The organism is Chryseobacterium herbae, assembly GCF_025154075.1.
In the GTDB taxonomy this organism is placed as follows: Bacteria; Bacteroidota; Bacteroidia; order Flavobacteriales; family Weeksellaceae; genus Chryseobacterium; species Chryseobacterium herbae.
The window spans coordinates 284,144-308,430 of sequence record NZ_JAOAMU010000001.1; the positions used below are offsets into that span (position 1 = coordinate 284,144).

The following is a 24,287-nucleotide window of genomic DNA, read 5'->3' on the forward strand; positions in this document are numbered from 1 at the left end:
ACGGTACAAAAGTACAAAAAAACCGCTAAAACTATCCAGTTCAAGCGGTTTCAGGGGTTGTTATTATGAAATGTTATAAAAGAGGATTATTCTTCTTGGCACTCATTGGAAATTCTATAGTGTATCTCACATCATTCTGCTGAAGAATATAGTCAGTCCCATTCACTTTATGAGTGATTTTTCTCTGATCTGCTCTTCTTAAATCCATCCAGCGGTGGCCTTCCAGAGCAAATTCTCTGAACCTCTCCTCCAGTATAAAATTCATGAAATCTGAAGTGTTCATTGGATTGATCTGGCTTTGAACGGTAGCATATCCATCAGGTGTGTATCTGTTCTTTAACACTTTAAGGAGTGCCTCTTTAGCTTCGGTCAATCTGTTCAGTTTTAATAATGCTTCAGATTGTATAAAATACATCTCTGCTGTTCTGAAAGACACTCTGAAATCTGTGGTTCCACCTTTGATCACTTTGTATTTGCTACCATTTTTTTCAAAATAAAGACTAAACCTTTTGTCTGTTGTTGTATTATATTTTGAAGTCAGTTCTGTGGAAGCATAGGATACATTCTGCACGCCGATATTGAATGCATTATCCAAAGCCAAAATAGATTCTACGGAAGCATAATGGTTTGGCGCAGTAGCCGTCGTATTTAAATTGCTTAATTCTCCTTTAACGGCAAGCGTTTGCTCAGCATAGTTTAAAGCCTTGTTCCAGTCGCTTTGATAAAGAGCGGTTCTCGCCTGAAATGCTTTTAAAGCTACCTTTGAGAATCTGTAATTGATTCCTGCCGGCTGCTTCTCCTCTACCATAAGTCCCTCTGCCTTTGCCATATCCGCATTCACCTGATTATAAACTTCCTGTACGGAAGAAGGTTTCAATACCTGCTCAAGGTCAATTTCAAGGCTGATCGGCACTCCTCGGTCTGTAGCGGCTGTAGCACTGTTGTAAGGCTTCCCGTAGAGATTAACCATGTCAAAATATAAGTACGCACGAAGCGCATAAGCTTCTCCAAGGATCTGCTTTTTTTCAGGAGAATCTGCCATGGTTTTGCTTCCTTCGTTGATGATCTGATTCAGATAAAAATTCACTGAATAAAAGGTCACCCATGGAAACTCGGCTGTTGCCTGGTCATTATTTGAATCTTTCCACATCGCAATTTCGCGGTAGACATTAAATTCATTCAGACTTTCATCTACAGTCAGCTCATCTGTTCGCAGAGCGGTTAAAGATTTATGCACAGGATATTGGGAATAAGCTGATGTAAGTACTTTACGGTAATCCTCTACGCTCATCGGGATAATTTTCCCTTCAGGCTGAATATCTAAAAAACGGTCACATCCGATACTGGAAAAGCTTAAGGCTGCGATCGCAATGAATGTTGTAATTTTTCTCATTTTTTTCAAGTTTTAAAAAGAAACATTAAATCCTACTGTCACGGATTTGGTAATCGGCTGTGCATAGATGTTACCATAGGTTTCCGGATCAAAATATCCTTTGTACCCGTTACTAAACACAAAAAGGTTACGTCCTTCCACACTCAGTCTCAGACTGCTGATTCCCATGGGGCTGGTAAATTCTTTAGGCAGCGTATACCCTAAACGGATGCTGCTGATTCTTACATAGCTGATCTCCTTTGCCCATACATCAAGTAAGCTGTAGGCATTGGAACGGTTATCGGCAAACCATTTATTGGCCATCCATCCCGGATTGTTTTCCATATTGGGACTGGTGATCCCAGGAAGTGTTGCTCCGGCTTCGTAGATATCTTTGGTATAATTTCTCCCTCTGTCCAGATCCATTCCACGGTAAGAAGGAGTTCTCATTACCGTCTGCTTTAAATTAAAAGCTGCGGAAACCGTCAGATCAAAACTGTGTATTTTGAATGTGTTGATAATACCTCCGGTAAATTTTGGATCTCTGTCTCCTACATATGTGAACAGGTTCCTAAGCTCCTCGTTGGAAAGCTTCGTATCCACAAGCTGGCCAGGAAGGAAGTCTGCGTACACATCGTATAATTTGAAGAAATCTTCGGCTTTTACTTTTTCATTTCCTTTCCAGAACATCGGATTTCCGTTTTCATCCATTCCGGCTGTTTTTAGAGCAAATACAGCATTTACAGGAAGACCTTCTCTTGAGGGAAGCAAGGCATTGTTACGAGGCTGCTCGCTCAGTACTTTACTCTTGTTGTGCGCGAAGTTGATGGTCGTATTCCATTTGAAATTCTCCTTATCGATATTTCTTGTCGATAGCGCCAGTTCGAAACCTTTGTTGGTCAAGCTTCCCCAGTTCATCATCGTATATTCAAACCCGGTTTCGAGTGGCGTTTCTTTCATACTGATCATATCCGTTCCTTTTCTGCTGTAGATATCTGCGGTAAGGTTCACACGGTTCTTCAGCATTCCCATATCAAGACCAAAGTTGACGTTGGTTGTTTTTTCCCAACGAAGTTTATCGTTTGGAGGGCTGAGTACGTTAATCATATTCTCTTTACCTCCCGGAAGAATAGTGGTCTCCTTGTATTCACCGATAAAGAATGGTGACGTATTACGGTCTATATTCCCCTGCAGACCATAAGAAGCTCTTAATCTAAGGTTAGAAACAGCCGTCAGGTCCTTCATAAAGTTTTCTTTCGTTACCAGCCATGAACCTGATACGGCCCATATCGGCAGGTATTTATATTTTTTATTGACCCCGAATAAATTGGTTCCGTCATATCTTACACTTCCGAAGAAAGTATATTTCTGATCGAAAGTATAGGAAGCCGTCGCGAACATAGAAGCATAGGCGTTTTCAACAGGTGCCATTTCACGGTAGGTTTCGTATTTCTTATCTCCTGCAAAATTTGAACTTGGGAAAACGATAGGTGTCCCGGTTCTTGTCGTGCTGTTATACCCGAAAGCTCTGGTCAGTGTTGTATTGTCATTCGTTCTGCGAATTTCTGTTCCGGCCATCAAATCAATTTCATGTTTTGAATTGATTTTTGTGCTGTAGGCTGCCTGTAATTTCCAGTTGTACTGGAAAAATTCATTATCCCAGTTTTGTTTTACCCCTCCGTCGGGAAGGAAATAGCGGAATCCTCCATCTTTATAATAGCGCGTTCCCTCTTTCATTTTTCGGGTAGAGTACGTATTTTCAGCAGCAAATTTTTCTGTTTTGTTGCTGTCATACTGCATTCCGAACTGAGATGTAATCTTCAGGTCTTTGGTAATTTTATATTCTAAATCCAATATCCCTTTCAATGAACGGTTCTTTAGGGTATAGTTTGTATTTTCCCGTTCTTCCAGAAAGTTGAAAGGTACATAGGCATCTCTCAAACCATCGATATCCTGATCATATCTGTAGGATCCGTCTGCATTGTACGGGCTCAGGTAAGGATTGGCGTTTCTTGAATAATTGATAGGGTTGATAGAAGCATCAGCATCTGTTACAAACGATGTACGTTCGCTGCTGGTCCCGAAAATAGAGATCCCTGCGTTTAATTTATCGCTTAGTTTATAATTGTTTTTTAACGTCAGGTTATAACGTTCGAAACCTGTCCCGATCGTTGTTCCCTGCTCGTCATAATATCCTAAAGAGAAATAATAATCTGAACGGTCGCTCCCCCCGGAAACACTTAATCCGTACTGCTTATTGATAGCATTTCTGTACAATAATTTCCCCCAGTCTGTGGTATTGCTTCTTAAACCATCCAATTGCTGACGGGTCATTGAATTCAATGCGCCCAAACCTCCGCTTCTATAAGCATCAAGCTGTCCGTTTTTCGTTAGAATTCTCATCACTTCCCCTTTGTCGGCACGGTAGGTTAAATCTGCACGGCTCGCAAGCATTAATTCCAAATCCACTTTTTCAGAAGCATTCAGAAGGTTAAGCTTATCAAAATCCGGACGGGAGGTTACAAAAGTATCCGCTGAGAAATTAATTCTCATACTTCCTCTTTTCCCTTTTTTGGTGGTAATAGAGATCACCCCGTTTGCCGCTCTCGCTCCATAAATAGCAGTAGCTGCAGCATCTTTTAAAATGGTGATATCCTCTATATCATTAGGGTTTAAACCTGCAATAGAAAAATTCTGAAGCTGGTCTATATTGTCTTTATCGCTGAAGTTGGGAATATCATTTCCTTCTAAAGGAAGACCATCCACTACCCAAAGCGGATCCTGCGGACCTGAAAGAGAAGCCGTCCCTCTGATTCTGATTTTTGCAGGACTTCCGGGAGCTCCGGTTTCAGGAGTCACCACTACACCGGCGATCTGTCCTGCCATCATCTGGTCTACACTGGCAACACCGGCCTGGTTGATATTATCCATCTTCACCGTAGTAACGGCTGAAGTCTGCTTGCGTTTTTCAATTTTCTGATATCCGGTAATGATAACCTCCTGGATTTTATTTTTGTCTGAAACCTCAGGAATCAGTCTTACCGTATAATTGGTCTGCCCTTCACTGATCTGAATTACTCTGGACTCATAGCCCGGATAACTCACCAGTACAGCCTTGGTGTCTGCAGGAATTTCCAGGATAAACTTTCCGTTACTGTCGGTTACTGTTCCTACAGATACGCTTTCAATAATGCCTACCAGATCAGTTTTTGTAGAAACGGACTGGGTTTCTATCTTCACAGAAGCCCCGGAAATCACTGTTGTTGTATTTCCGTCTTCTATTTTTCCGGTAATGGTCTTCTTTTCCTGGGCCAATGCAACCTGAGCCGCCAAAAGAGGTAAAAGTATTAGAGTTTTTTTCATAGCTGATTATTTATTTAAAGCCTCTTTTATTCGGATGATCAAGTCTGCATAATGAGCCCTGGAAGCTTCATCTCCTTTATTCTTACTTTTATTTAATAAGTTCAATATTTTCTGTAGTTCCGCCCTTTTATAGGTAGTGACTTCAGATACTCGTTTCATTGATGAGTAGTTGATATTCCTCAAACCGTGGTCTTCTTCATGGAAATTACAGATCATCGGGATGTTCAGTGTGTTTTCTACCTTTAAGGCTTTCACTGCCGTTTTTTCAAATAATTTATTCACGGAAACAATCAAAGCATCTACATAGTTTTTCTGCGTCATCTTTTCAAGAATTGTCAGGCTTCCTTTTTTGTTGAAGACTGATCCACGAAGCTGGTCGAATAAATCTTCCACTGTGTAGATTTCTTCCTTTGAACCTGAAACTTCATTTTTCAACTGGTTTTCTATCATTCTCAGAAGTCTGTCATCCATCAGCAGGGAATAAATATTGGCATACTGCATTCCTCTTGCTAAGGTGTACGGAGTCTGCTCAAATGGTCCCATCGGGGAGTTTTTCACAGAATACGTTTTCTCCGTAATCGGGTTAAAGAATAACCATTCCGGAAGATTGATTGAGTTTTTAACCAAATAATCCACTGCTCTTTTCTGAATGTCAGCAGGTACCGCTTCATAGGCTTTTTTCTTGCTGCCGAAAACTGTATTATCCAGATAAATTCCTCCTACATTCGCCATCACATGACCTGTGTACAGATCCCACTGCCCGATAGCGCCCATATACAGTTTTCCTGCATCTGTGTACGTTTTTCCGTCTTCATACGTCCACTTCAGAAGGTTGTCTGCAACGATTCTTAAGTTTTTCATTCCGTATTCACTGGCCTTCATTGCATCATCTCCCAAATCTTCAGACTGCGAACGCGGATCGATGGTTTCCAGATAGCTCTGCTGCTCGCCATAGAAGTACAATGGATCATTTTCATGCTTTTCTATTAAATCTCTCAGCGCCTTTTTCTCTGCTGCTGCATCAGGATACCAACGATAACCCCATTCAATAGCATGTTTATCGTAAATCCCGATCTTCGGAGTGATCGCGGTTACTCCATCTTCAGGCTGCGCTACATAGTTGTATCGTGCATAGTCCATAATGGAAGGTGCAGTGCCACCCATTTTATCTGTAAACTCTTTCGAACGGAGAGATTCTACCGGAAAAGCAAAGGAAGATCCCATATTGTGCTTCAGTCCGAAGGTATGTCCCACTTCATGTGACGATACAAAACGGATAGCTTCGCCCATATGCTCATCGCTGAATACATTTCCGCGTGCTTTTTCATCTATCGGTCCGGTCTGAATTCTCATCCATTCCTGAAGAGAAGTCATCACATTGTGCCACCAGATGATATCCGATTCAATGATTTCACCACTTCTCGGGTCTACTACGGAAGGTCCCATCGCATTTGATTTTGGTGAAGCCACGTACGTAATCACCGAATATCTTACATCATCAATATCAAAGTCTTTATCGTTTTCATCCGGCATTTTTGCAATCACTGCATTTTTAAAGCCTGCCTTTTCAAAAGCGACCTGCCAGTCGAAAACACCTGCAATAATTTTCTCACGCCACTGGATAGGTGTTGCAGGGTCTATATAATAAATAATCGGTTTTTTGGGTTCTACCAGCTCGCCTCTTACATACTTTTCTTTATCTTCATCTTTAGGTTCCAAACGCCATCTGGTGATGAACAGCTTTTCATCCATTTTCTGCTGACGGTCGTTGAATGCCCAATGTTTTTCACTGAAAAATCCAACTCTTGCATCTCCAATTCTCGGCTGCATCGGTTCTTTGGAAAGCAATACCAGATTCGTGGTTACTCCAAGGGTTACCGGCAGATCTACTCCACCTTCATTCACGGATGTCGTCAGCTGAGATTTAACGACCAGGTTCTGAGGAAAGGTTTTTACGCCTTCGATGTAGGAAAGGTTGGACTTTACAGATCCTCCAAGCCCTACATTGGCCAAAACATCATTAAAGCTTTTCTGATTTCCGTCAAAAATCTTATTCACTTTAATGGCTACAGACGTAGAATCACTGTTCTGCGCTTCAATATCAAAAACCTCAATCACAGATTCTGAAAAGTTGTCTTTTACAGATTTTGTGATCACATCGTTTTTAGGTGATGATACCTGTGGCACCACTGTTTTCACCCACACCTTTTTGGCTACTGCATCGCGGTGGAAGGAAATTACTTTGTTTTCGTAGTTCATTCCTTTGTTCAGGCCGGCTTCATTCACCTGCATCGGTACCTGAGACAGTTTATTGACCACTAAAAACTGACGTCCCATTAAACTGTCCGGGATTTCAAAATATACATCGGTCTTCACCTGGATGGTATTAAAAAGGCCTTTTTTATACGTTCCTTTTTTAATCAGATCATCAATTTTCTTTGCTTTTTTTGATGAAGTATCTGTTTTCTCCGATTTTTCTTTATCTGTTTTTAATGTGTCTTTTTTCTGTGCCAGTACTGCCGGTGAGGCTAACGTGAGCCCTAAGTACAATGCAAGTCTGTAGTTCTTCATTACCATAGTCCGATTCATTCCAAATTATTATTAGATATCTCAGTTTCAGCTCGCAAAACTATACGTAAAGAAATAATATCAACAGCTTTAGGGAGTGAGAGGCAGTATTTCGGGAGTGAATGGATTTCATTTTTTATTCTAATAATGGCAAAATACATATGAAATATTCACCATCCACAGAAATATTAACAGAATTCTTTTTAAAAAAATCATAAACCTGATTCAAATAGTCAATTCCAAATTTGGCTCCCTGCACATCTTCACCCGTTTTGGGCTGCCAGGTATTTCTCACCGTGATTCCTTCATCGTCTACGGTGATGAGAATGTCCAATGGATGATCTATGGTCGCTATATTGTGCTTGATCGCATTTTCTACCAGCATCTGAAGAGACAGATAGGGAATGCGCTTTTCCAGACTTTTGGGATTATGTATGATCAGATCAAAGGTCAGTTCTTCATCAAACCTGCTTTTGAGAAGCTCCATATACTGTTGGATAAACTTGATTTCCTGGGCTACAGGCACGATATTTTCCTGTGGAGGCACGATAAGGTATCTGTAGATCTTGGAAAGATTCATGGTAAACCGCTGCGCATTGTCTTTATTGATCCCGATAAGCATATAAAGAGCGTTCAGCGAGTTGAAAAGGAAGTGCGGATTGATATTGTTTTTAAGTTGCTGAAGCTGATGGAGTGCTTCTACCCTGTGCATTTTCTCATTCTCAACCAGCAGCAGGTTTTTCTCGGACTGTATCTTTTCTTTTTCTTTATACGCCATGTTAGCCGCCCGATGAAATAAAATAAAAACAGCCACGATCAGAAATAAAGCCGCCAGAAAAATGTAGACCGTATACATCTTGGTATTGCTGACACTTTCATCGATCAGGAAATTCACATGATTGACCACAGCATAGCCATCGAAATTATCTGTTTTCAATGGTTTTACGAAACGGGTAACTTCCAGATTAAGATACTCCGAAACCCCGATTCCTTCTGTATAACCAGCTTTTGTGGTACTACATAGGGTATCTTTTAACTGGATATCCGTAAAATCAAAAATATTCCTTCCTAAATATTTCTTTTCCGGATGGGAAATGCAGATGCCTTCTTTGGTGAAAACATAGGCATAATTGTTCAGGCTTTTGTCTATATTGGAGAAATACTCATGAAGGTCGTTCAAGCTTACTGCAGAACCGTAATAGAGTACATTTTTCCTTGGCAATACGAGCGAGTCGTAGCTCACCCAATAAGTGGTGTCTTTCCGCGTGGTGAGGAAATCTCTGAAATGTCCGGATCTGTTGTTTTCTATTTTGGTGTACCTTGTATTTTCGGACTTCTTTGTAAGTACGTCTGATAAAGTACTGTTGCTTACAGATTTTCCGGAAGCAGCATCATAATAGGAATACCAACTGTATGGCAGCAGGCTCCCTTTCCTGTTCATATTATTCAAGACAGAAGAATATTCTTTATAGTTTTTCAAGCCGTCTTTCTGAATCAGGGCACGCAGCAGGTACTGGTATTCTTCTATATTTCTGAATTCTTTTTCCAGCGTTTCGTATTTCTGAAAAAAGGTTTTCTTGGCAAATCCTTCATTGTTTTTCCGACTGTCGCGGGTAATGAGGAAACTCAAAACAGCAAACGCAACCACCGCAATGAAACAGGCCGACAAAGCCGCTATATAAATAGATTTCTGGGCTAATATATATTTAAAATCAATTTTCATTCTTTTCTTCTATCCTTCATTGCATTCAATGATCAAATTATTAGAGTTTTATCATCAGGCTCTTCCTCTACATCCAATGGATGCATTTTTTGTGGTGTGTGATTTTGTAAGGTGTGTTATATGTTCTTTTGTCTTGAAATCAAAGATTCGACGTAGTCAAACAAAAGAACCAAAAGTTCAAAACCAGGTGAGATCAATTAAGAATCAACTTACGGTTATAGATTCATAAAACAGAGCGCTTTTTTAACGCAAAGTTTCATTCTCATAGTGCATATTTTAAAGGATGCAAAGAGGGAATCAATTGCATTGATTCGACTAAGCGAGCGTTCTATTCACCTGCTTAATCAGCCGATATCCTGATTTCCAGAAAAAATTACATCCTGTATCCGTGACTTTTATGTATAAAAAAGTTCCATTAGCCTTCTAATGGAATTAGTTTTTTCAGCGGAGATGGGGAAGATGATTGTCGAGCACCTAATAGCCCCTTTTAACCTTTCTTGATACCATTAAAAATTAAGCTGCAAATATACTATAAAATATTGAAAGCTTCTTTTAGCGAGTATTGCTGAAATCAAATAAAACCGCTTCATATGCTATCAGAGCTTATTATCCCTGGTTTTTCTTCTAACTTCCTCACTTCAAATACAAAAAAGAGGACCTTCATGCAGAAGATCCTCTTTTCCTATTGAAAGGGAATATCTTATCCCTTTTTCATTATTTTAAATTTAAAGTTTACTGATTCTTTTTGAAAAGTCCGGCCTTTATGTTTGAGCCTATCGAACCTTCTGCTAATTGCAGATAATTACGCTTACTCTGATCTTTTTCAATGTTTACCGTTTCGGTAGTTTGTACGTTTTTCATGGTCAGAAAATCTGTTGAAGTGGCATCATTACCACTTAACGGACCACTTCCGTAGCCTGCCAGATTGGTATAGCCTGCAAAAAGGGAATCAGAAGCTTTGTACCGGCGTGTACTTCCTTTTTCTCTTATCCATACTGTACTGCTGTTTGCTATGATGTTATGGTGAAAATCGAAATCGTCTCCATTGGTGCTTTGTGTCGTCCAGACGCCACTGAAATAACTGCCATATACCAGCGAATAACGCATGGCATTACGGCTGCCAGTCCCTCCATCGTTTTTCCAAAACACAACCGGATTTTTACAGTTGAAGAAGACACAATGATCGATAACCAAGCCATAACCATTAGCTATAACTCCAACGTGCAAAGGCAATACATCCCTATCTCCGGCAAACAGACATTGTGTTACGAGCAGATCGTCTAATTTTTTTCCATCACGCCATATGGGATAGGAACGACGCAGATTTTCACCATCCATATAAGAATAATCCGGACTGCCTGTAAATCGCAGACCTTCAATGGTGACATGGCTAACTTCCGGCTGTATCCCTTTTGCTTCTTCTCCGCCCACGCCCGGTATAAGCGGCACTGCTGTTACTACAACCGGCATTTTTTGGGGCGTCCACTCTGCATCGTCAGGCATCACTTCCGCACGAATGACAAGACGGTTTGTAAGGGTATACTTATCATTGGTGAACATCACGGTTTGAGTTAACAGATGTACACCTTCTGAAAGGACAATTGTGGTTGAACTCTGTTCTTTGTTTAAGTTGACACGCTTTGCGGCCTCCAGAAGGGTCTTTAACGGATGGGTCTTTAATCCGGAATTTGTATCGTTGCCAGTCTGAGGATTAACGTATAGCTGTTCTGCCTGTACGAACAATACGTTCATTACAAACAACAGAAGACTAAGTGTATATTTTATCATATTCCTTTTTTTTTGTAAAATTAGAATATTCACACGCTGTCAAAATGGTCATTTTATCTTTAAAATGGTCATTTATATTTTCTTTCGGTATTCTTGAGGTGTAGTACCGGTAAGCTTTTTAAAGAAACGGTTAAAATTAGATGGATCTGAAAATCCAAACTCGTAGGCAATCTCTTTTGCGGATTTGTTCTGGTAAAGCTGTTTCTTTATTTCTGAAATCAGTTTGTAATGAATCATTTGCTGAGCCGATAATCCACTAAATTGTCTGCAGATTTTATTAAGAAATCCAGAGCTTACATTCAGCATTTTGGAATAGCCTTCTACACTTCGATCCTCCACAAATTTCTTTTCCAGTAAAGATCGAAATCTATAAAAATCTGAATGAACATAAGTGTCTCTCTGAACATTGTAAACCCCTGCATAATATCGATTGAGAATAACCAATAACTGGTATAAAAGTGACCTGATCAAATGACTGCTATCATTCTGAAGCTGGTCAAACTCCTGTTGTATACCGTCTAAAAGTTCCAGACATTTGTCAAATGAAATCCCGGATAGCTGCATTTCTGTAGGACGTGAATATTGATGGAAATATTGAAACCGATACAGAAACAATTCATCCGAAAAAAAAAGATAGAGAAAGTCTTTTTCAAAGAACAATGTATAGCCCGTTACCTTTTCCTTAATTTCCCAACGACGCACCTGTCCGGGGCTTGTGAAAACAACAGTTCCCGGAGCTATTACTATCTTATTTTCGTCCAATGTAATAGTACCGGTTCCCTCTTCGATAAAAAGAATTTCGTAAAAACTAAGCTGATGCGACGTAGTATCTAACACATAATTTTTCAGTGTTTCGATACGTCCAATATCTAACAGCAGTTCTGAACCATACTTATATGGAAGAAAATGATATGTTTTAATTTTCGCGACTGATGCCATTTCTTTTTACAATTTCGTCTTGCTCTGTAGACGAGTTAAAAATACAAATTTCCATTGTCTTTTTAGGAACAAATGTCTTCCTGAGTCAAAGCATTAAGCACTTCATTTAATTTATAAAGACTTTATCCGGATGTATCTTTTATAACCTCGGACAATGTAATGAATACCCATCATTCACCTCTTTATAGTTTATTATTAACAAAATAGATATTTCGAGCTTGTTTTACATTTAATTCTTTGCGCTCTTAACTTCTATAGAGGAATTATTAAAGATAAATGTAAAATTCAACAAACAAATTCCTCCAACTGCTTTAAATATATCAACAGATTAGGAAAAATGACAATATAGTATCAAATAATGCAAAAAAAGACAAGCCCCAACACTGATATATATATTAACTTTAGGAATTGAGGCAATTATGAAGTAGTATATCAAAACTGATTAGGAAGGGATAGAAACTTTGTGAAACTATAGATTCAACAACATGTATTGTTATCATAAATTATTTACCTTTTTTTAATACACAAAAACCTATTACTTTAAATATATCATTATGAAAAAATTACTATTGTATTTCTTTGTTTTATGGGGATCGCTTGTATTTTCACAGCTTTATCAGGTTCCCGTATATTCAGGTACATCTTTGCAGCCGGCACAGCCCGGAGCTGAATTTTCAAAATTGCTTGACGGTGATAATACCACTATTTATCATTCCAAATGGTCTCAGAGCGGTATTCCGGATGAGCTTACATTTTATTTCACTTCAAATGTTACCAGCATTAAAAAACTGGTTTACACGCCCAGATCATCCGGTACAAACGGTATGTGGACCAATGTGAGTATTTCCTACAGTACACAGGCAGCTCCCAATACTTTCATTCCGGTAAGCAATAATTTAATTTGGGCAGCTAATGCTCAGGATAAGGAAGTTATTTTTCCAACAGCTATCCAGAATCCTTACATTATTAAAATTTATGTAAACGCAGGTGTAGGAAACTTCTCGAGCTGCGCTGAGATGAAATTCTTCTCCGAAACACAACCTGTCATTGCTGACGGTACGGACTGCATCATCAATACATCAGAACTAAGTGTAAATGGCGCCAACGATATAAAGGCCACCATTATCCCTGCAGGAACTACTGCATCATCTTACCAGTCGGGAGAAAATATTGATAAGTCTTATGATAATAATGTAAACACGCTGTATCACTCTTCGTATGGCAATACCATTTTTCCGGTAGTGTTAAATTACAGATTAGATGGGATCACTCCTATTGATTATCTGAAATACACGCCTAGAACCAGCGGCGACAACGGTCGGTTTGGAAGTGTGAGCATCAGTTATAATACTACGGCAAACAGCACGTTTGTTACTCTGATGTCGTTTGATTTTCAGTATTCTTCTTCTCCTGTGAATGTCTATTTTCCTAATCAGATTACTCCTTTAAATGTGAGGATTACTGTAAATAATGGCCAGGGAAATTTTGCAAGTTGTGCTGAAATGGGCTTTTACACAGCGGGCTCTTCAGGAACGGCAAATCTTTATACTCAGATTTTTGCAAACACTCTTTATTCAGCATTAAAGCCATCTGTTACTCAAGTAGATATCGATGGGATGACATCGCCGTTTTATAAAGGTTTGGCTCAGTGTCTGTTCAACAGAACTTATGTAAATAAATACAGGGTGCAGGATTATAAAGTGTATCCGCCCATTGCTGTTACTACAGGGAATTTAAAGGTGGGATCCGGCTACGACAGTTTTGAAAATCCTACAGGTATTGTGTTTGAGCAGGGAAATAAGGTGGCTATGTTTGCTCAGAATATCCCTGCAGGAGCCAGTATTTCATTGCAGGTGAAAGATTTTTCTACTGTTCTTGGCGGTACCACTTCCTATTATGAACTTCATAATGGTTTGAATGTATTTCAGCTGACCAACAGCGGCCTGGGATACATCAGTTATTATAATACCAATACATCATTGTCTGATATTAAGATCAATATTGTTTCCGGTAAGGTCAATGGCCTTTATCACTATCAGACCTCTGCACAAAGTGACTGGCAAACGGATCTTACGAATTCAGCCTATCCTATGATTGACGTTGTGGGTCAGCATTCTCATTTGGTTTATAAAAAAAGTATGCTGAAAAATTATGTTCCTTTTAGTCCTGCGGAACTTATTTCAAAATACGATCTTATTGTAAAAAATGAATGGTTGGTGATGGGATTGTATAAATATAATTTAGTTCCAAAAAACCGCATGTTCAGCTATAGTAATAATGGCGGAGGCTGGTATGCCGGCGGATTAGGTATCAATATGGATTCTGACTGGGGCGAAGAGAGTCTGGTTGATGTCAATCAATTGTCTTTATGGGGAATTGCGCATGAATTCGGACATATCAATCAGATCAGACCGGACATTAAATGGATTGGAACTACAGAGGTTACCAATAATATGCACAGTACATGGGTAGATTATCATCTGAATCCACAAAACGATGGAATGTCCCGTCTAGAAAGAGAATCTGTAGAACCAGCCACAGGAATGACCAGTATCGCGGGAGGAAGGATAAACGGAGCCATTTTGAATACAACTGTCAATCAGGAAGCATTACAAGGGAATACCAATACGGATGTTTTTAAAGTGCTGGTACCTTTCTGGCAGCTTGAACTGTATTATCAGCTGGCGGGAGCTTCAAGAAATGCCCCGGTTCTTTCCTTAAATTATCCAACCAATTATACAGGAGTAGATTATGCGCACTGGTTTGGTACGGTTGCCAACAAAGCAAGAAGTTACAATGCTTCAGGAGTTTCAAATGGTGAATTGCTGCTGAATTTTGTAAAAAATACCTGCGATGCAGTACAGGAAGATTTAACCGGCTTCTTCATTAAAACCGGATTTTTAAAACCAATAAACAGATCAATCGATGATTACGGCACCGGACAGCTTACCATTACGCAGGCTCAAATTGATGCCACTGTAGCATCCATACAGGCTAAGAACTATCAGACCCCTGTTTCACCGGTCATGCATTATATTTCATCCCGTAGTGTTGGGGCTTTCCGTAACCAGCTTCCTTTAAGCGGCCAGACAGGTCAGGGAGTTACTTTAAGCAATAATTATCTTACTGTACAGCACAGTGTTTGGAAAAATGCAGTGGCCTATGAAACATTCAATGCCAATAATCAATTGATTTATGTATCTGTTATAGGTACAGGTGATACTACCAATCAGACGACAAAAGTGTACTACCCTTCCAACGCTGCAGCTGTTTATGCAGTGGGTTATGACGGACAGAAAATTTTGGTTTATCCATCTTCCCCACCTGCAACATTGAGACTTACGGAAGTGGAAAACAAAGATTTTGAATTGATTGTTTATCCTAATCCCGTGGAGCAGAATGGTTCCATTCACATTCAATTAAAGAATGCTTCGGGAGAGTACAGTGCACAGATTTCCGGTATGGATAGTAAAGTATTATTCAGCTCAAAAGGAAGTCTTGAATCTATTGAAAAATCGATCAATGCAGATCTTTCTAAATATCCTGCAGGTACTTATTTACTTTCTCTTAAAGATGCCAAAGGCAATGTCTTTAAAACAGCAAAGATGATCAGAAAATAATAATTTTTGAATTTTTTTCAAGCAGAAAGCACAGATTTTTGGTCTGTGCTTTTTATATTTAAAAAGGATGACAAATGCCATCCTTATTGATGTTACTCAAAGTTTTATTTTAAAAATAAAAATCCCGGTGATAAATTGGATATTCTTTCTGGATAAGAGGAAATGTGCCTTCATATCTGAAAGGACTGATCCCGAATCCATAAAACAAATTGGCCTGGATTCTCGCTTTCAAATCAATAACACCTTTTCTTTCAGGAATAAGAACGACCCCCAGCGAAGGAACAGCAGATACTCTTCCTTTTAAACCCGAATTGGCTAAAGGAACAGTGATAAACATCAGACCGACAGCCCCTTTCGCTTCTACCCCAGCCTCCGCATTAACGTTGCCTTCCAGATTGGTGATCCTCAGATCGTCCTCTTTTTTCAGAGAAACATTCATGGATGGATTTCTTCCAACCAAAATATTAGCATTTCCTGTAATATCAAGAAGTTTAATCTGTGCTTTTCCTGTAGTGGCTATTCCTACAAACGGACCTGCTGAAACAGTCGGGCTCAATACAAGACCTGTAGGTCCCAGTACTATTGGCGCAATAGGAATATTAAGATAATCCGTTACACTAGCAGTATAACCCAGACTTCCCTGGATATTCGCAAAAGTCTGCAGGGCTATTTCGTCCATAATAAAGTTGATTTCAAAATTGGTTAATCTTCCGAAAGAAAAATCAATTTTATAATCAATTTTTGGAGTGAATCCTCCTTTTATATGAACATTGGATGCTACAGATACCGGACCTGCCTGTTGAGTAGGCAATGGAATTGTTTTATCAAAGTTGAAACGGTTGAATTCGATCAGTTTTTGTGATGCGTCTGCCGATTTTCTTTCAAGGTTTTCAATACCGTTCACCAGATTTGGAGTCGTGAAACCTTGCAAAGGAACATAATTAGCCATCTTTCCATTAATATTGATCGGTTTATTTTCAGCCGGATCATAGGTTCCGCTGATGGTTCCGCTATAAATAAATTCTTCAAGTTTTGCGCTTTCCGTTTGCACGAAGATCTGATTCTGCGCCTTAGATACGGAAGTAACTTTGGCAAGAATAGTATGTACCTGATCCCCTTCTAACTGGGTTCCGGTAATGATGCTTCCCGTATGGATACTGTCTGTTTGTGGTGAAGATCTGCTGAATATAATTTCATGATTATCGGTAGAAGAAATGGCCGAAATCGATTCCTCATTAAGAATAATCACATTTTTCTGCAGGGTAATATCCCCCATTTTTTTCAGATTTTGGGTTTCAGGCGCACCTAAAGTACCATTCCCTTCCGGTTCATTCTGTTCACAGGAAGTGAGCATCAGAAACGAAAATAAATAAAAGATGATCAGTAAAGATCCTTTTTCATAATTTTTTGATTTTTGGTAGTTATTTTTCATGCTGTCAAATATTTCACCTAAGTTAGAATTTAAAATTCCGATAACTTAATTTTTTGTTAAAATCTATTATGCAAACAATAAAGATCATTCAATCAATAGCTTAACATTTAGAAGCTATTCATTAATTTTGGACAGGCTTAAAATCTCGGTTTTATTTTTCTAACGCAAAGAAAATTATGATACGGCCTGTAAAGGAAAATAAAGACGGAACCAACATCATTGATTCTGATGAAGGGAATGGATACTGATCACATGATTTTTAAATTTCACGCAGATTAATCAGATGATGCAGATTTTTACTTTTGCACATCTGCTCTATCCATATCATCTGCGAGAGAAAAAATTCACCCCATTAAGATTTTGTTAAGCTTTTAAGAAAATTAGGTTTTAGCTTCGCGTTAAGACGGACAACTTAAAAAATCATTTGATTTTTTCTTATCACATAGGGTATAATAAAGTAGATAAAAACAAAAAAAACTTCAGATTGAATCTAAAGGTTTTGGTATATCTTAAGCGGATGAAGCGACTCGCCCCCCGTACCTTTTACAGTCAATAGTTTTCAAGACTATCGCAATCTCATCAAACTGCTGCCAGGCATCGTTTTTTGTTAAAGATTTTATTTCTTCAGTTCCATTTGAATAGTGTCCTTGTATAAAATCATTTTCCATTGCATTGAGTTATTTCTAAAATTGTTAATCTGAACAGGAATTGTGTCAGGTTTATTCGGATTCTTTTCGTAAGATATAACCTTAAAATTCTGTTCTTTATCATCGTGATGATATTTCATAAATAGTGAAGTATTCTCCACATACATATATGGATTCGGACAATAATACATTTTCCCTCTTTCTTCAATATAAATTGTTTTCCAGGCCAAAGTATCCTGTTGCCATTGATTTTCTTTAACCAATTTTCCATTACGTGTCATGGATGTGACTTTCCATTTTCCAAAATATTTTTTTGAAAGGTGGACGTCATAATTATAGTAAATAACAAACAATAAAGGAATTAGAATACATAACACACGAGCGATTGAGCGTGAAAAATGATTACCAATGGATGGCAGTCTGTTTTTGTATTGATTAAAGAAGTTTATGATATCAACTTTTTGCTGTAAAAACAGATTAATCAAGCCTAATGTTATCAGGATAGATGTAAATAAGGTAATTGGGCCAATACTATAAAAAACATTAATCAAAACAATGTTCAGCATGACAGGTAAAAGTATGGTAATGCCTAATAAAGTGGTACGTTTGAATAGCAAAAGAATAGCACCAATTATTTGAAACAAGGCCAAAATCACAGCAAGTCCGTAAGAAAATCCATAATATTTCCAGGTTAATTCCGGCCCCGTTAATACGCCTGATAAAGAATCATTTATATGATATGAATAATTAAAGTTGACTTCAAATATTTTTTGAAAGCCAAAATCCAACAGTAGAAACGCCATCCAATACCGTAACAGTGTTGAAAACCAGGAAATATATGGTATAGAATTAAAAGTTCCGTTATTTTCTTTTCTGTGCCAATAAATAGAAAAACCAATTGAGAATAGTATGGACAATCCTAATGCTAAAAATCCTACAGGAAATATAAACTGTGAAATTTCATAAGGTAAAAGAGGTAAGATGATAAAAAGAGCAGTATTTGTGGTACCAACAATGGCTAAAAATGATAATGAAAATTTCGAAACCCATTTTGTACTATTTATTACTTCGGCTGAATTCATAGATTTTTTTAAATTAATATTTTTTGGTTATTGTTTTTACAAAATGACGCCTAGCAATATTTTCCACGAAACAAAAGATATAAAAACTTCGTAAAAAAAACACCTATATCCACATTTCGTGACATTGCTCGCTAAGATAAATATTTATTTATGAATTAAGTAATTAATAAAAAAACTTTCATGGATGCCAAAGATCATGAGTAGGAGCTCTAAAAAAAAATACGAATTGGTAGACAGTCAAAACCCGAATAAAATTACCTTTTCTAAAATGGAAAATAAATCAGTGACCAGCCTTTTTCTGGTTCCATTATTTTTTAGCGTTTTTGGAAATTTCAGGCTCAATTTCAAAACTTGGGAAGTAAAATAAATACAATCAAACCTATAAGAGTCTGTTTAAAATTGATCTTAATTTTCTTAACCTCAATAAACTTTAGTCTATTTCTTAATTTAAACATTAAGGATTTAAGCAGTATGCTTATTGTTATGAATGAAGAAATCAATAAATTGATTTTTTTAAGTTCTTTAAGCACGCCATCTTTTAAGATCTTAATTTCTCTTTTTGCCTAGCCCCCAAGTTTTGAAACTGAGCCAACGTTGGTATGTTATTAAAGTGACTATTACACGTCATTCAGAAATAAAAAAACCTTAGAATAAAATATCCTAAGGTTTTTTTTGCGGAGAGAGGGATTCGAACCTCTCTTGTAAATGCTCTGTTTATGCTGCTTTTTCTAAATGAATCTAAAAGTGCCATGAAATTGCCACAATTCTATAGTATAGACTCAAATAATAAAATTTCTTATTCCTGCAAAATTATTACAACTTGAATCAAAGAACGCGTTAATTTCTTGCAGCAAATTTAATACTTTTTTTAGCTAACAACAAATTTTAATTATCCAGGAACCCTTAGCTAATAAAAGATTAAGTAGATATTCCTATCTCAGTAGTGAATCTTTCATCTTAATTAAGCTTGCCAATGCAATTTCAATATCATCTACAATTTCGTTTAATAAATCAGACGGTTCAGGTAAATTATCAAGATCCAGCATCTCATCATCTCTTAGCCAAGTCATGTCCAAGGAAGTTTTTGGATTTGCTAATATCTCTTCATAAGTAAATCTCCGCCATCTTCCTTCTAAATTATTCTCGGACCAAAATTCCGTACATTTACTTCGATCTTTTGCTTTAAAACATTCCACAAATCCACTAAGATTTTCATATTTAAGAGGATTCTTTTTTAGTGTATGCCTAATGTTACTTCTGTAGTCATAAAACCAGACCCCATCTTTGCTTGCTCTTTTTGACTCAGATTTTATATCGAAAATAATACATTAGCTTTTACTCCATTTGCATAAAAAATACCTGTAGGTAACCTCAGTATGGTGTGCAAATTAACTTTCTCTAATAGATTTTTTCTGACCGCCTCTCCAACTCCTCCTTCGAATAAAACATTATCCGGTAAAACAACCGCAGCTTTACCAGTTACGTTAAGCATTGATACAATATGTTGCAAAAAATTAAACTGTTTGTTAGTTGTAGTTACCCAAAAGTCTTTTCGATTGTATGTTAAGTCTTCGTTATCATCTTCGTCAATATTTCGTATTATAACACTGCTTTTTTTCCAAACGGCGGATTTGCTAACACATGATCAAACTTTTGGATTGGCTCATTTTTCAAAGCATCCCCACAGTAAATCGGTGGTTTACTTTTTAGATCACCGATGTTATGTAAAAAGAGATTCATTAAGCACAGCCTGCGTGTAGAAGGAACTATTTCCCATCCATAAAAGGTCTCATTTTCCAAAAAAAGCTTTTCCTTTCTACTTAATTTACTGTTATTCTGTAAATGTTCAATTGCAGAAAGAAAAAATCCCTCTGTTCCACAGGCTGGATCTGCGATAGTTTTCATAGGATGTGGATCTATACATTCCACGATTGCTCTTATCAGATCTCTTGGCGTGAAATATTGACCTGCTCCACTCTTTGTGTCCTGCGCATTTTTTTCCAAAAGCCCCTCATACATATCTCCTTTTGTATCAGTATCCATCTGTACCCAAGACTATATTCCAATCATTTTTACCAAACGTTCCAATTTAGCAGAATCTTGTATTTTATTTTGAGCTTTTGCAAATATCTGGCCTAGCATCCCAGGCTCTTTACCGAGGGTGTCTAGGAGAATTTCATAATGTTCTTTAAGTTTCGAACCTTTTTTATTAACTAAGCTTCCCCAGTTATAACTATTCGGTATTCCAGAAATCTTTTTTTGTGGACTTTTTTCGTACTCATCTGCCATTTTTTGTGATTGATAAACAGCTTTCAGGATATTATTCTCATACAATTACGATTCCTTCTTTTTCCTTCAATCCGCCTTCAACACCATTGAATTTGAATTTGGTAAGTACGCGGTTATTCTCGTCATTATAAAAACTACCTATCCTCCGCTTCCTTCCGTTTTCTCACACGATGCGAATGTTAAGAAAACAGCTACCAAACATATTAATTTCATATCGTCTAATATAAATAAAATTATGGACGAATATCATATACCATTCCTTGTTTATAGTTAAAGGAACCACCTGTATTATTCAAATAATTTGTCTGATAATAACCATTATCCAAGCCATTCCAGCCCCAGTTCATGTAACCGTAAAGGTAGCCATAAGCAGCTATAATCTGCCCTGTTTCATAATCCCAGTTGCAGGACCAAGCTAATTTTGCTCCTTCAACAACCCAGGCATGACCATTTGTATAGGAGCCGTTTACATTCTGTCCACCTCTCATGATAACAACTCTGCCTGCCTGCAATTCAGTCAACATTTTATCTCCATTAAAATCCATATATTTTGCGGAACTGTAACCAAAAGTATTTTTAAATGCACTAGCAACATCATTTTGCGTATTTGCACCAGATCCGTTGCATGTCCAGTCCATGTCAACGGCATCGCCAATGTGCTTCATCAATTTTGCTGTTTCAGCTGAAGGCGATGTAAGTGGCATAGCATTCCAGCTGTATTGTGATGGATAACTATAGTACCGCATAACTTGTCCCATAGCGGTAGCAACACACCCTACGGGAGGCTTTCCGTTGCTATAATTCATGCATGACATATATGGTAACTGGTCATTATAGCCTACACCTTGGCCCCAAGCCGAATTGATTTTGGGTGCGATATTAATCTCCTGATAATCACATGGTTCGACCTCGCAAACTGTTTTTACTGAAAATTCAGGGTCTAGCCCTCTAAATACTGCTGAAGGACATGGTCCATCCCACAATGGATTCACATTAGAAGTATTGACCGCCCTATCAGTATTGGTTTCTATATTTTGAACATATGTAACAGTAACATCTACCCAGTTTTTTAGTTCGGGACTAGTTTTATCGTTCAAAACAAAATTACCTTTCGCAGAGGATGCAAGAACAGGTACTGATCTTTTATCTGCTGCCAAAAGTATAAACCCGTTATTATCAACATAATTGATTATGTAAAACGCAGGGGTTTTCGCATTGGGATAAGCAAGAACCTCCTTGATTTGACGTTCTTTTAATTCTCTGTTATTTCCGCTCGCCTGTTTCGATCCAGATAAGGATATCTGGGATGCAAGACCTGCCAGTTTTCTGGCATCATTTACGGTAACGCCATATTTTTCATTTTTGTTAATCGACATATCATCTTGTTGACATGAAAGAAGGCCTAAACAGGCAACAAAAATTAAAAGGTACTTAAATACTTTCATAATGATTATTAGTTTAGATTAATATTGAATATAATTCACTTCTAAGTTAATTAAAATAACAATCTAATGTTTATTTACTTCTAATAACTACACTTTTAAGTAATTGAAGGTTATCTTTCCGACTGGTCTTATAATAAACCTCAGAAATAATGCTCAAAAGTAACACCGACAAATAGCGACTCAGTTGTCATTTTATTACACAGAAGAATGTGATAAATTTCTGCTCAAATACCTTTTTGAGATTTTTACTAGATTTAAAATTTGTCGCTTTATTTTGTGGACTAGACGATCTACTCCAATTTTTATTGTGTCTAACCTTGTTATTCCTATGGATCAAAGCCTTAAAATAACTACAGGATTAACCATATTTCTGCTAATTAGAGAATAGGAAAATACATTATAATTAAAATTTTTACAGAATTTCAATATATATTATTCATTTTACTATATTTACACCATGTAGTGAATTATTTCTACCGTCAGAAAATCTATGTGAAAATTCTGATCAATTTGAATGTCACAGCAATTCTTGCTGATATTTATTCCTTATTAGGATGTACCATCTTAATGTACCGTATCGACCTTTTTTTATAATATGATCGTTTTGTATTAATTCAGCCTGCGTTTATCGTTGTGCCAATCATTAATATGCACCCCATCTTTGGACTTACCCAATTATTTATTTGCAATTTGCTAAATAACCAATTTGCCAAACACTTGTAAATACTAAGTATTATGACTTTGGATCATCACATAAATCTTGAGGTGGATTATTCTAAGAAAACGTATAATGCCCAACGTTCAATGGGCAACTAACTAATACCTATTTAAACATGTTAAAAAACAGTTATCGCCTTTTAATGGCAAGTCTGGTTATGTTATTTCTTGTTACATCCTGTAATCAAGACAATAGTATTACTGAGCAAAATGAATCCAACACTTTGATAACCTCCAATGGCAAAATTGTCACCTTGAAATCAGGAGTTGAAGTTCTGCTAAAAGATGGAAAATATTACCTGTCTGATGACATTCTCCTATCTGATCTTCAACTGAAATCGCTGGAGGAACATGGTGATATAACGCCGCCAAATTCTGCGCCTCCCGGACCTGAACTTAAAGTACACCCTGTTACTGGCATGCCCTTATCAGCAGATGCAGGCAAAGCAGTAGGGCAATACCCCACTTCATATAATATGTGGGCTATGGTAAGGTATGTATATGGACCGAGTCTCTCATCGGTACAAAGAGAAATTATGAGGCTTGCCATTGAGCATTGGGAAGCCAATTCAAATGTGCGTTTCTATAACGCTACGGGAATGCCAACAGTTGATCCTACCTATGGTTTTGCCTATCCTTATATTGAATTTGTAAACGGCAACGATGTTAACAGTTCGCAAATCGGGCGCAATGCAAATGGCGGCAGACAGGAACTAAAGATTCAGAGTGCATCTTGGGCTTTCCCTGAAGTTGTGGGCAATGGAATTCACGAACTGGGACATGCTATCGGACTGGATCATGAGCATAACGCTAATGACAGAGATAATTTTATCAATTTAAACCTCAATAATGTACTGCCAGAAAAACGTTATAACTTCAACAGACGGACTACCAATTATCATCAGATCGGAGCAGTTGATTTTCAGTCTGTCATGATTTATGATTCGCAAGCTTTCGCCAGTAGTCCTAATTTAATAGTAATGACCAGAAAATCAGACGGCAGCACGTTTTCTGGAAATGATGTTACCTCTGGGACGGATAGGAAATGGGTTAATAACCTGTATATCCCTTATATTGCAAGGTCTGACGTTTACAGGGAACTTGCCGATATTGTTTATAAAACTGACAACACTGTTATGACCGCTCAGGAAAGACAACAGTTTCAAGCTCAGCTCAATAACGGGAATCCTTACCCCCCGGCCGGAGGAAGAATACCTAATGACCATAGTAGATATCAGTAAGCATCTTTTACAAGAAAAAAAATAAAAACATTTCACATACAAGAGATATATTTATAACTTT

Annotated in this window: 15 protein-coding genes; 2 read left to right on the forward strand and 13 right to left on the reverse strand. The window is 37.7% G+C overall.

Annotated features, from left to right (window positions below; all coding sequences use genetic code 11):
• Nucleotides 1-73 precede the first annotated feature (73 nt).
• The 6 genes from N0B48_RS01225 to N0B48_RS01250 all read right to left on the reverse strand — a co-directional run bounded on the left by N0B48_RS01225 (nucleotide 74) and on the right by N0B48_RS01250 (nucleotide 11,753).
• On the reverse strand, nucleotides 74-1,393 hold the full coding sequence (locus N0B48_RS01225; RefSeq protein WP_259835948.1) for a RagB/SusD family nutrient uptake outer membrane protein: 1,320 nt from the start codon (nucleotides 1,391-1,393) through the stop codon (nucleotides 74-76).
• Nucleotides 1,394-1,405: 12 nt separating this feature from the next.
• Nucleotides 1,406-4,735, reverse strand: coding sequence for a SusC/RagA family TonB-linked outer membrane protein (locus N0B48_RS01230; protein WP_259835951.1), 3,330 nt, complete (start codon nucleotides 4,733-4,735; stop codon nucleotides 1,406-1,408).
• A 6-nt stretch (nucleotides 4,736-4,741) separates the two neighbouring features.
• Entirely contained in the window at nucleotides 4,742-7,324 is a 2,583-nt protein-coding gene (locus N0B48_RS01235; RefSeq protein WP_371830613.1) for a zinc-dependent metalloprotease, read from the reverse strand.
• 115 nt (nucleotides 7,325-7,439) lie between these two features.
• A complete protein-coding gene (locus tag N0B48_RS01240; protein WP_259835958.1) occupies nucleotides 7,440-9,026 on the reverse strand; it encodes a sensor histidine kinase in 1,587 nt (528 codons plus the stop codon).
• 732 nt (nucleotides 9,027-9,758) lie between these two features.
• A complete protein-coding gene (locus tag N0B48_RS01245; protein ID WP_259835961.1) occupies nucleotides 9,759-10,814 on the reverse strand; it encodes a hypothetical protein in 1,056 nt (351 codons plus the stop codon).
• Nucleotides 10,815-10,886: 72 nt separating this feature from the next.
• The gene (locus N0B48_RS01250; RefSeq protein WP_259835963.1) at nucleotides 10,887-11,753 is read right to left on the reverse strand and encodes a helix-turn-helix domain-containing protein; all 867 of its coding nucleotides are present in this window, start codon (nucleotides 11,751-11,753) and stop codon (nucleotides 10,887-10,889) included.
• 554 nt (nucleotides 11,754-12,307) lie between these two features.
• Here N0B48_RS01250 and N0B48_RS01255 point away from each other — a divergent pair.
• Entirely contained in the window at nucleotides 12,308-15,373 is a 3,066-nt protein-coding gene (locus N0B48_RS01255) for a M60 family metallopeptidase (protein ID WP_259835966.1), read from the forward strand.
• Nucleotides 15,374-15,482: 109 nt separating this feature from the next.
• Here the strand turns inward: N0B48_RS01255 and N0B48_RS01260 are convergent, their stop codons facing one another.
• The 7 genes from N0B48_RS01260 to N0B48_RS01290 all read right to left on the reverse strand — a co-directional run bounded on the left by N0B48_RS01260 (nucleotide 15,483) and on the right by N0B48_RS01290 (nucleotide 22,268).
• Nucleotides 15,483-16,805 (reverse strand): hypothetical protein, encoded by a 1,323-nt coding sequence (locus N0B48_RS01260; RefSeq protein WP_259835968.1) that lies wholly within the window; start codon nucleotides 16,803-16,805, stop codon nucleotides 15,483-15,485.
• A 616-nt stretch (nucleotides 16,806-17,421) separates the two neighbouring features.
• Entirely contained in the window at nucleotides 17,422-18,534 is a 1,113-nt protein-coding gene (locus tag N0B48_RS01265; RefSeq protein WP_259835971.1) for a hypothetical protein, read from the reverse strand.
• 932 nt (nucleotides 18,535-19,466) lie between these two features.
• The gene (locus N0B48_RS01270) at nucleotides 19,467-19,604 is read right to left on the reverse strand and encodes a hypothetical protein (RefSeq protein WP_259835975.1); all 138 of its coding nucleotides are present in this window, start codon (nucleotides 19,602-19,604) and stop codon (nucleotides 19,467-19,469) included.
• Nucleotides 19,605-19,843: 239 nt separating this feature from the next.
• Nucleotides 19,844-20,137, reverse strand: a complete 294-nt coding sequence (locus N0B48_RS01275) for an HsdM family class I SAM-dependent methyltransferase (RefSeq protein WP_349644525.1) — start codon at nucleotides 20,135-20,137, stop codon at nucleotides 19,844-19,846.
• Nucleotides 20,134-20,577: an HsdM family class I SAM-dependent methyltransferase gene (locus N0B48_RS01280; protein WP_259835978.1), complete on the reverse strand. Its 444-nt coding sequence runs from the start codon at nucleotides 20,575-20,577 to the stop codon at nucleotides 20,134-20,136. Before N0B48_RS01280 ends, N0B48_RS01275 begins: the two co-directional genes overlap by 4 nt.
• A 12-nt stretch (nucleotides 20,578-20,589) precedes the next feature.
• Nucleotides 20,590-20,823, reverse strand: a complete 234-nt coding sequence (locus N0B48_RS01285; protein WP_259835980.1) for a hypothetical protein — start codon at nucleotides 20,821-20,823, stop codon at nucleotides 20,590-20,592.
• Between the two features lie 233 nt (nucleotides 20,824-21,056).
• Nucleotides 21,057-22,268 carry a C10 family peptidase gene (locus tag N0B48_RS01290; RefSeq protein WP_259835982.1) on the reverse strand — a complete coding sequence of 404 codons (1,212 nt, stop codon included), beginning with the start codon at nucleotides 22,266-22,268 and terminating at the stop codon, nucleotides 21,057-21,059.
• 971 nt (nucleotides 22,269-23,239) lie between these two features.
• On the opposite strand from N0B48_RS01290, the gene N0B48_RS01295 reads away from it, so the two are divergent.
• Complete coding sequence (locus N0B48_RS01295; RefSeq protein WP_259835985.1) at nucleotides 23,240-24,226, forward strand: M12 family metallopeptidase; 987 nt, start codon at nucleotides 23,240-23,242, stop codon at nucleotides 24,224-24,226.
• Nucleotides 24,227-24,287: the final 61 nt, after the last annotated feature.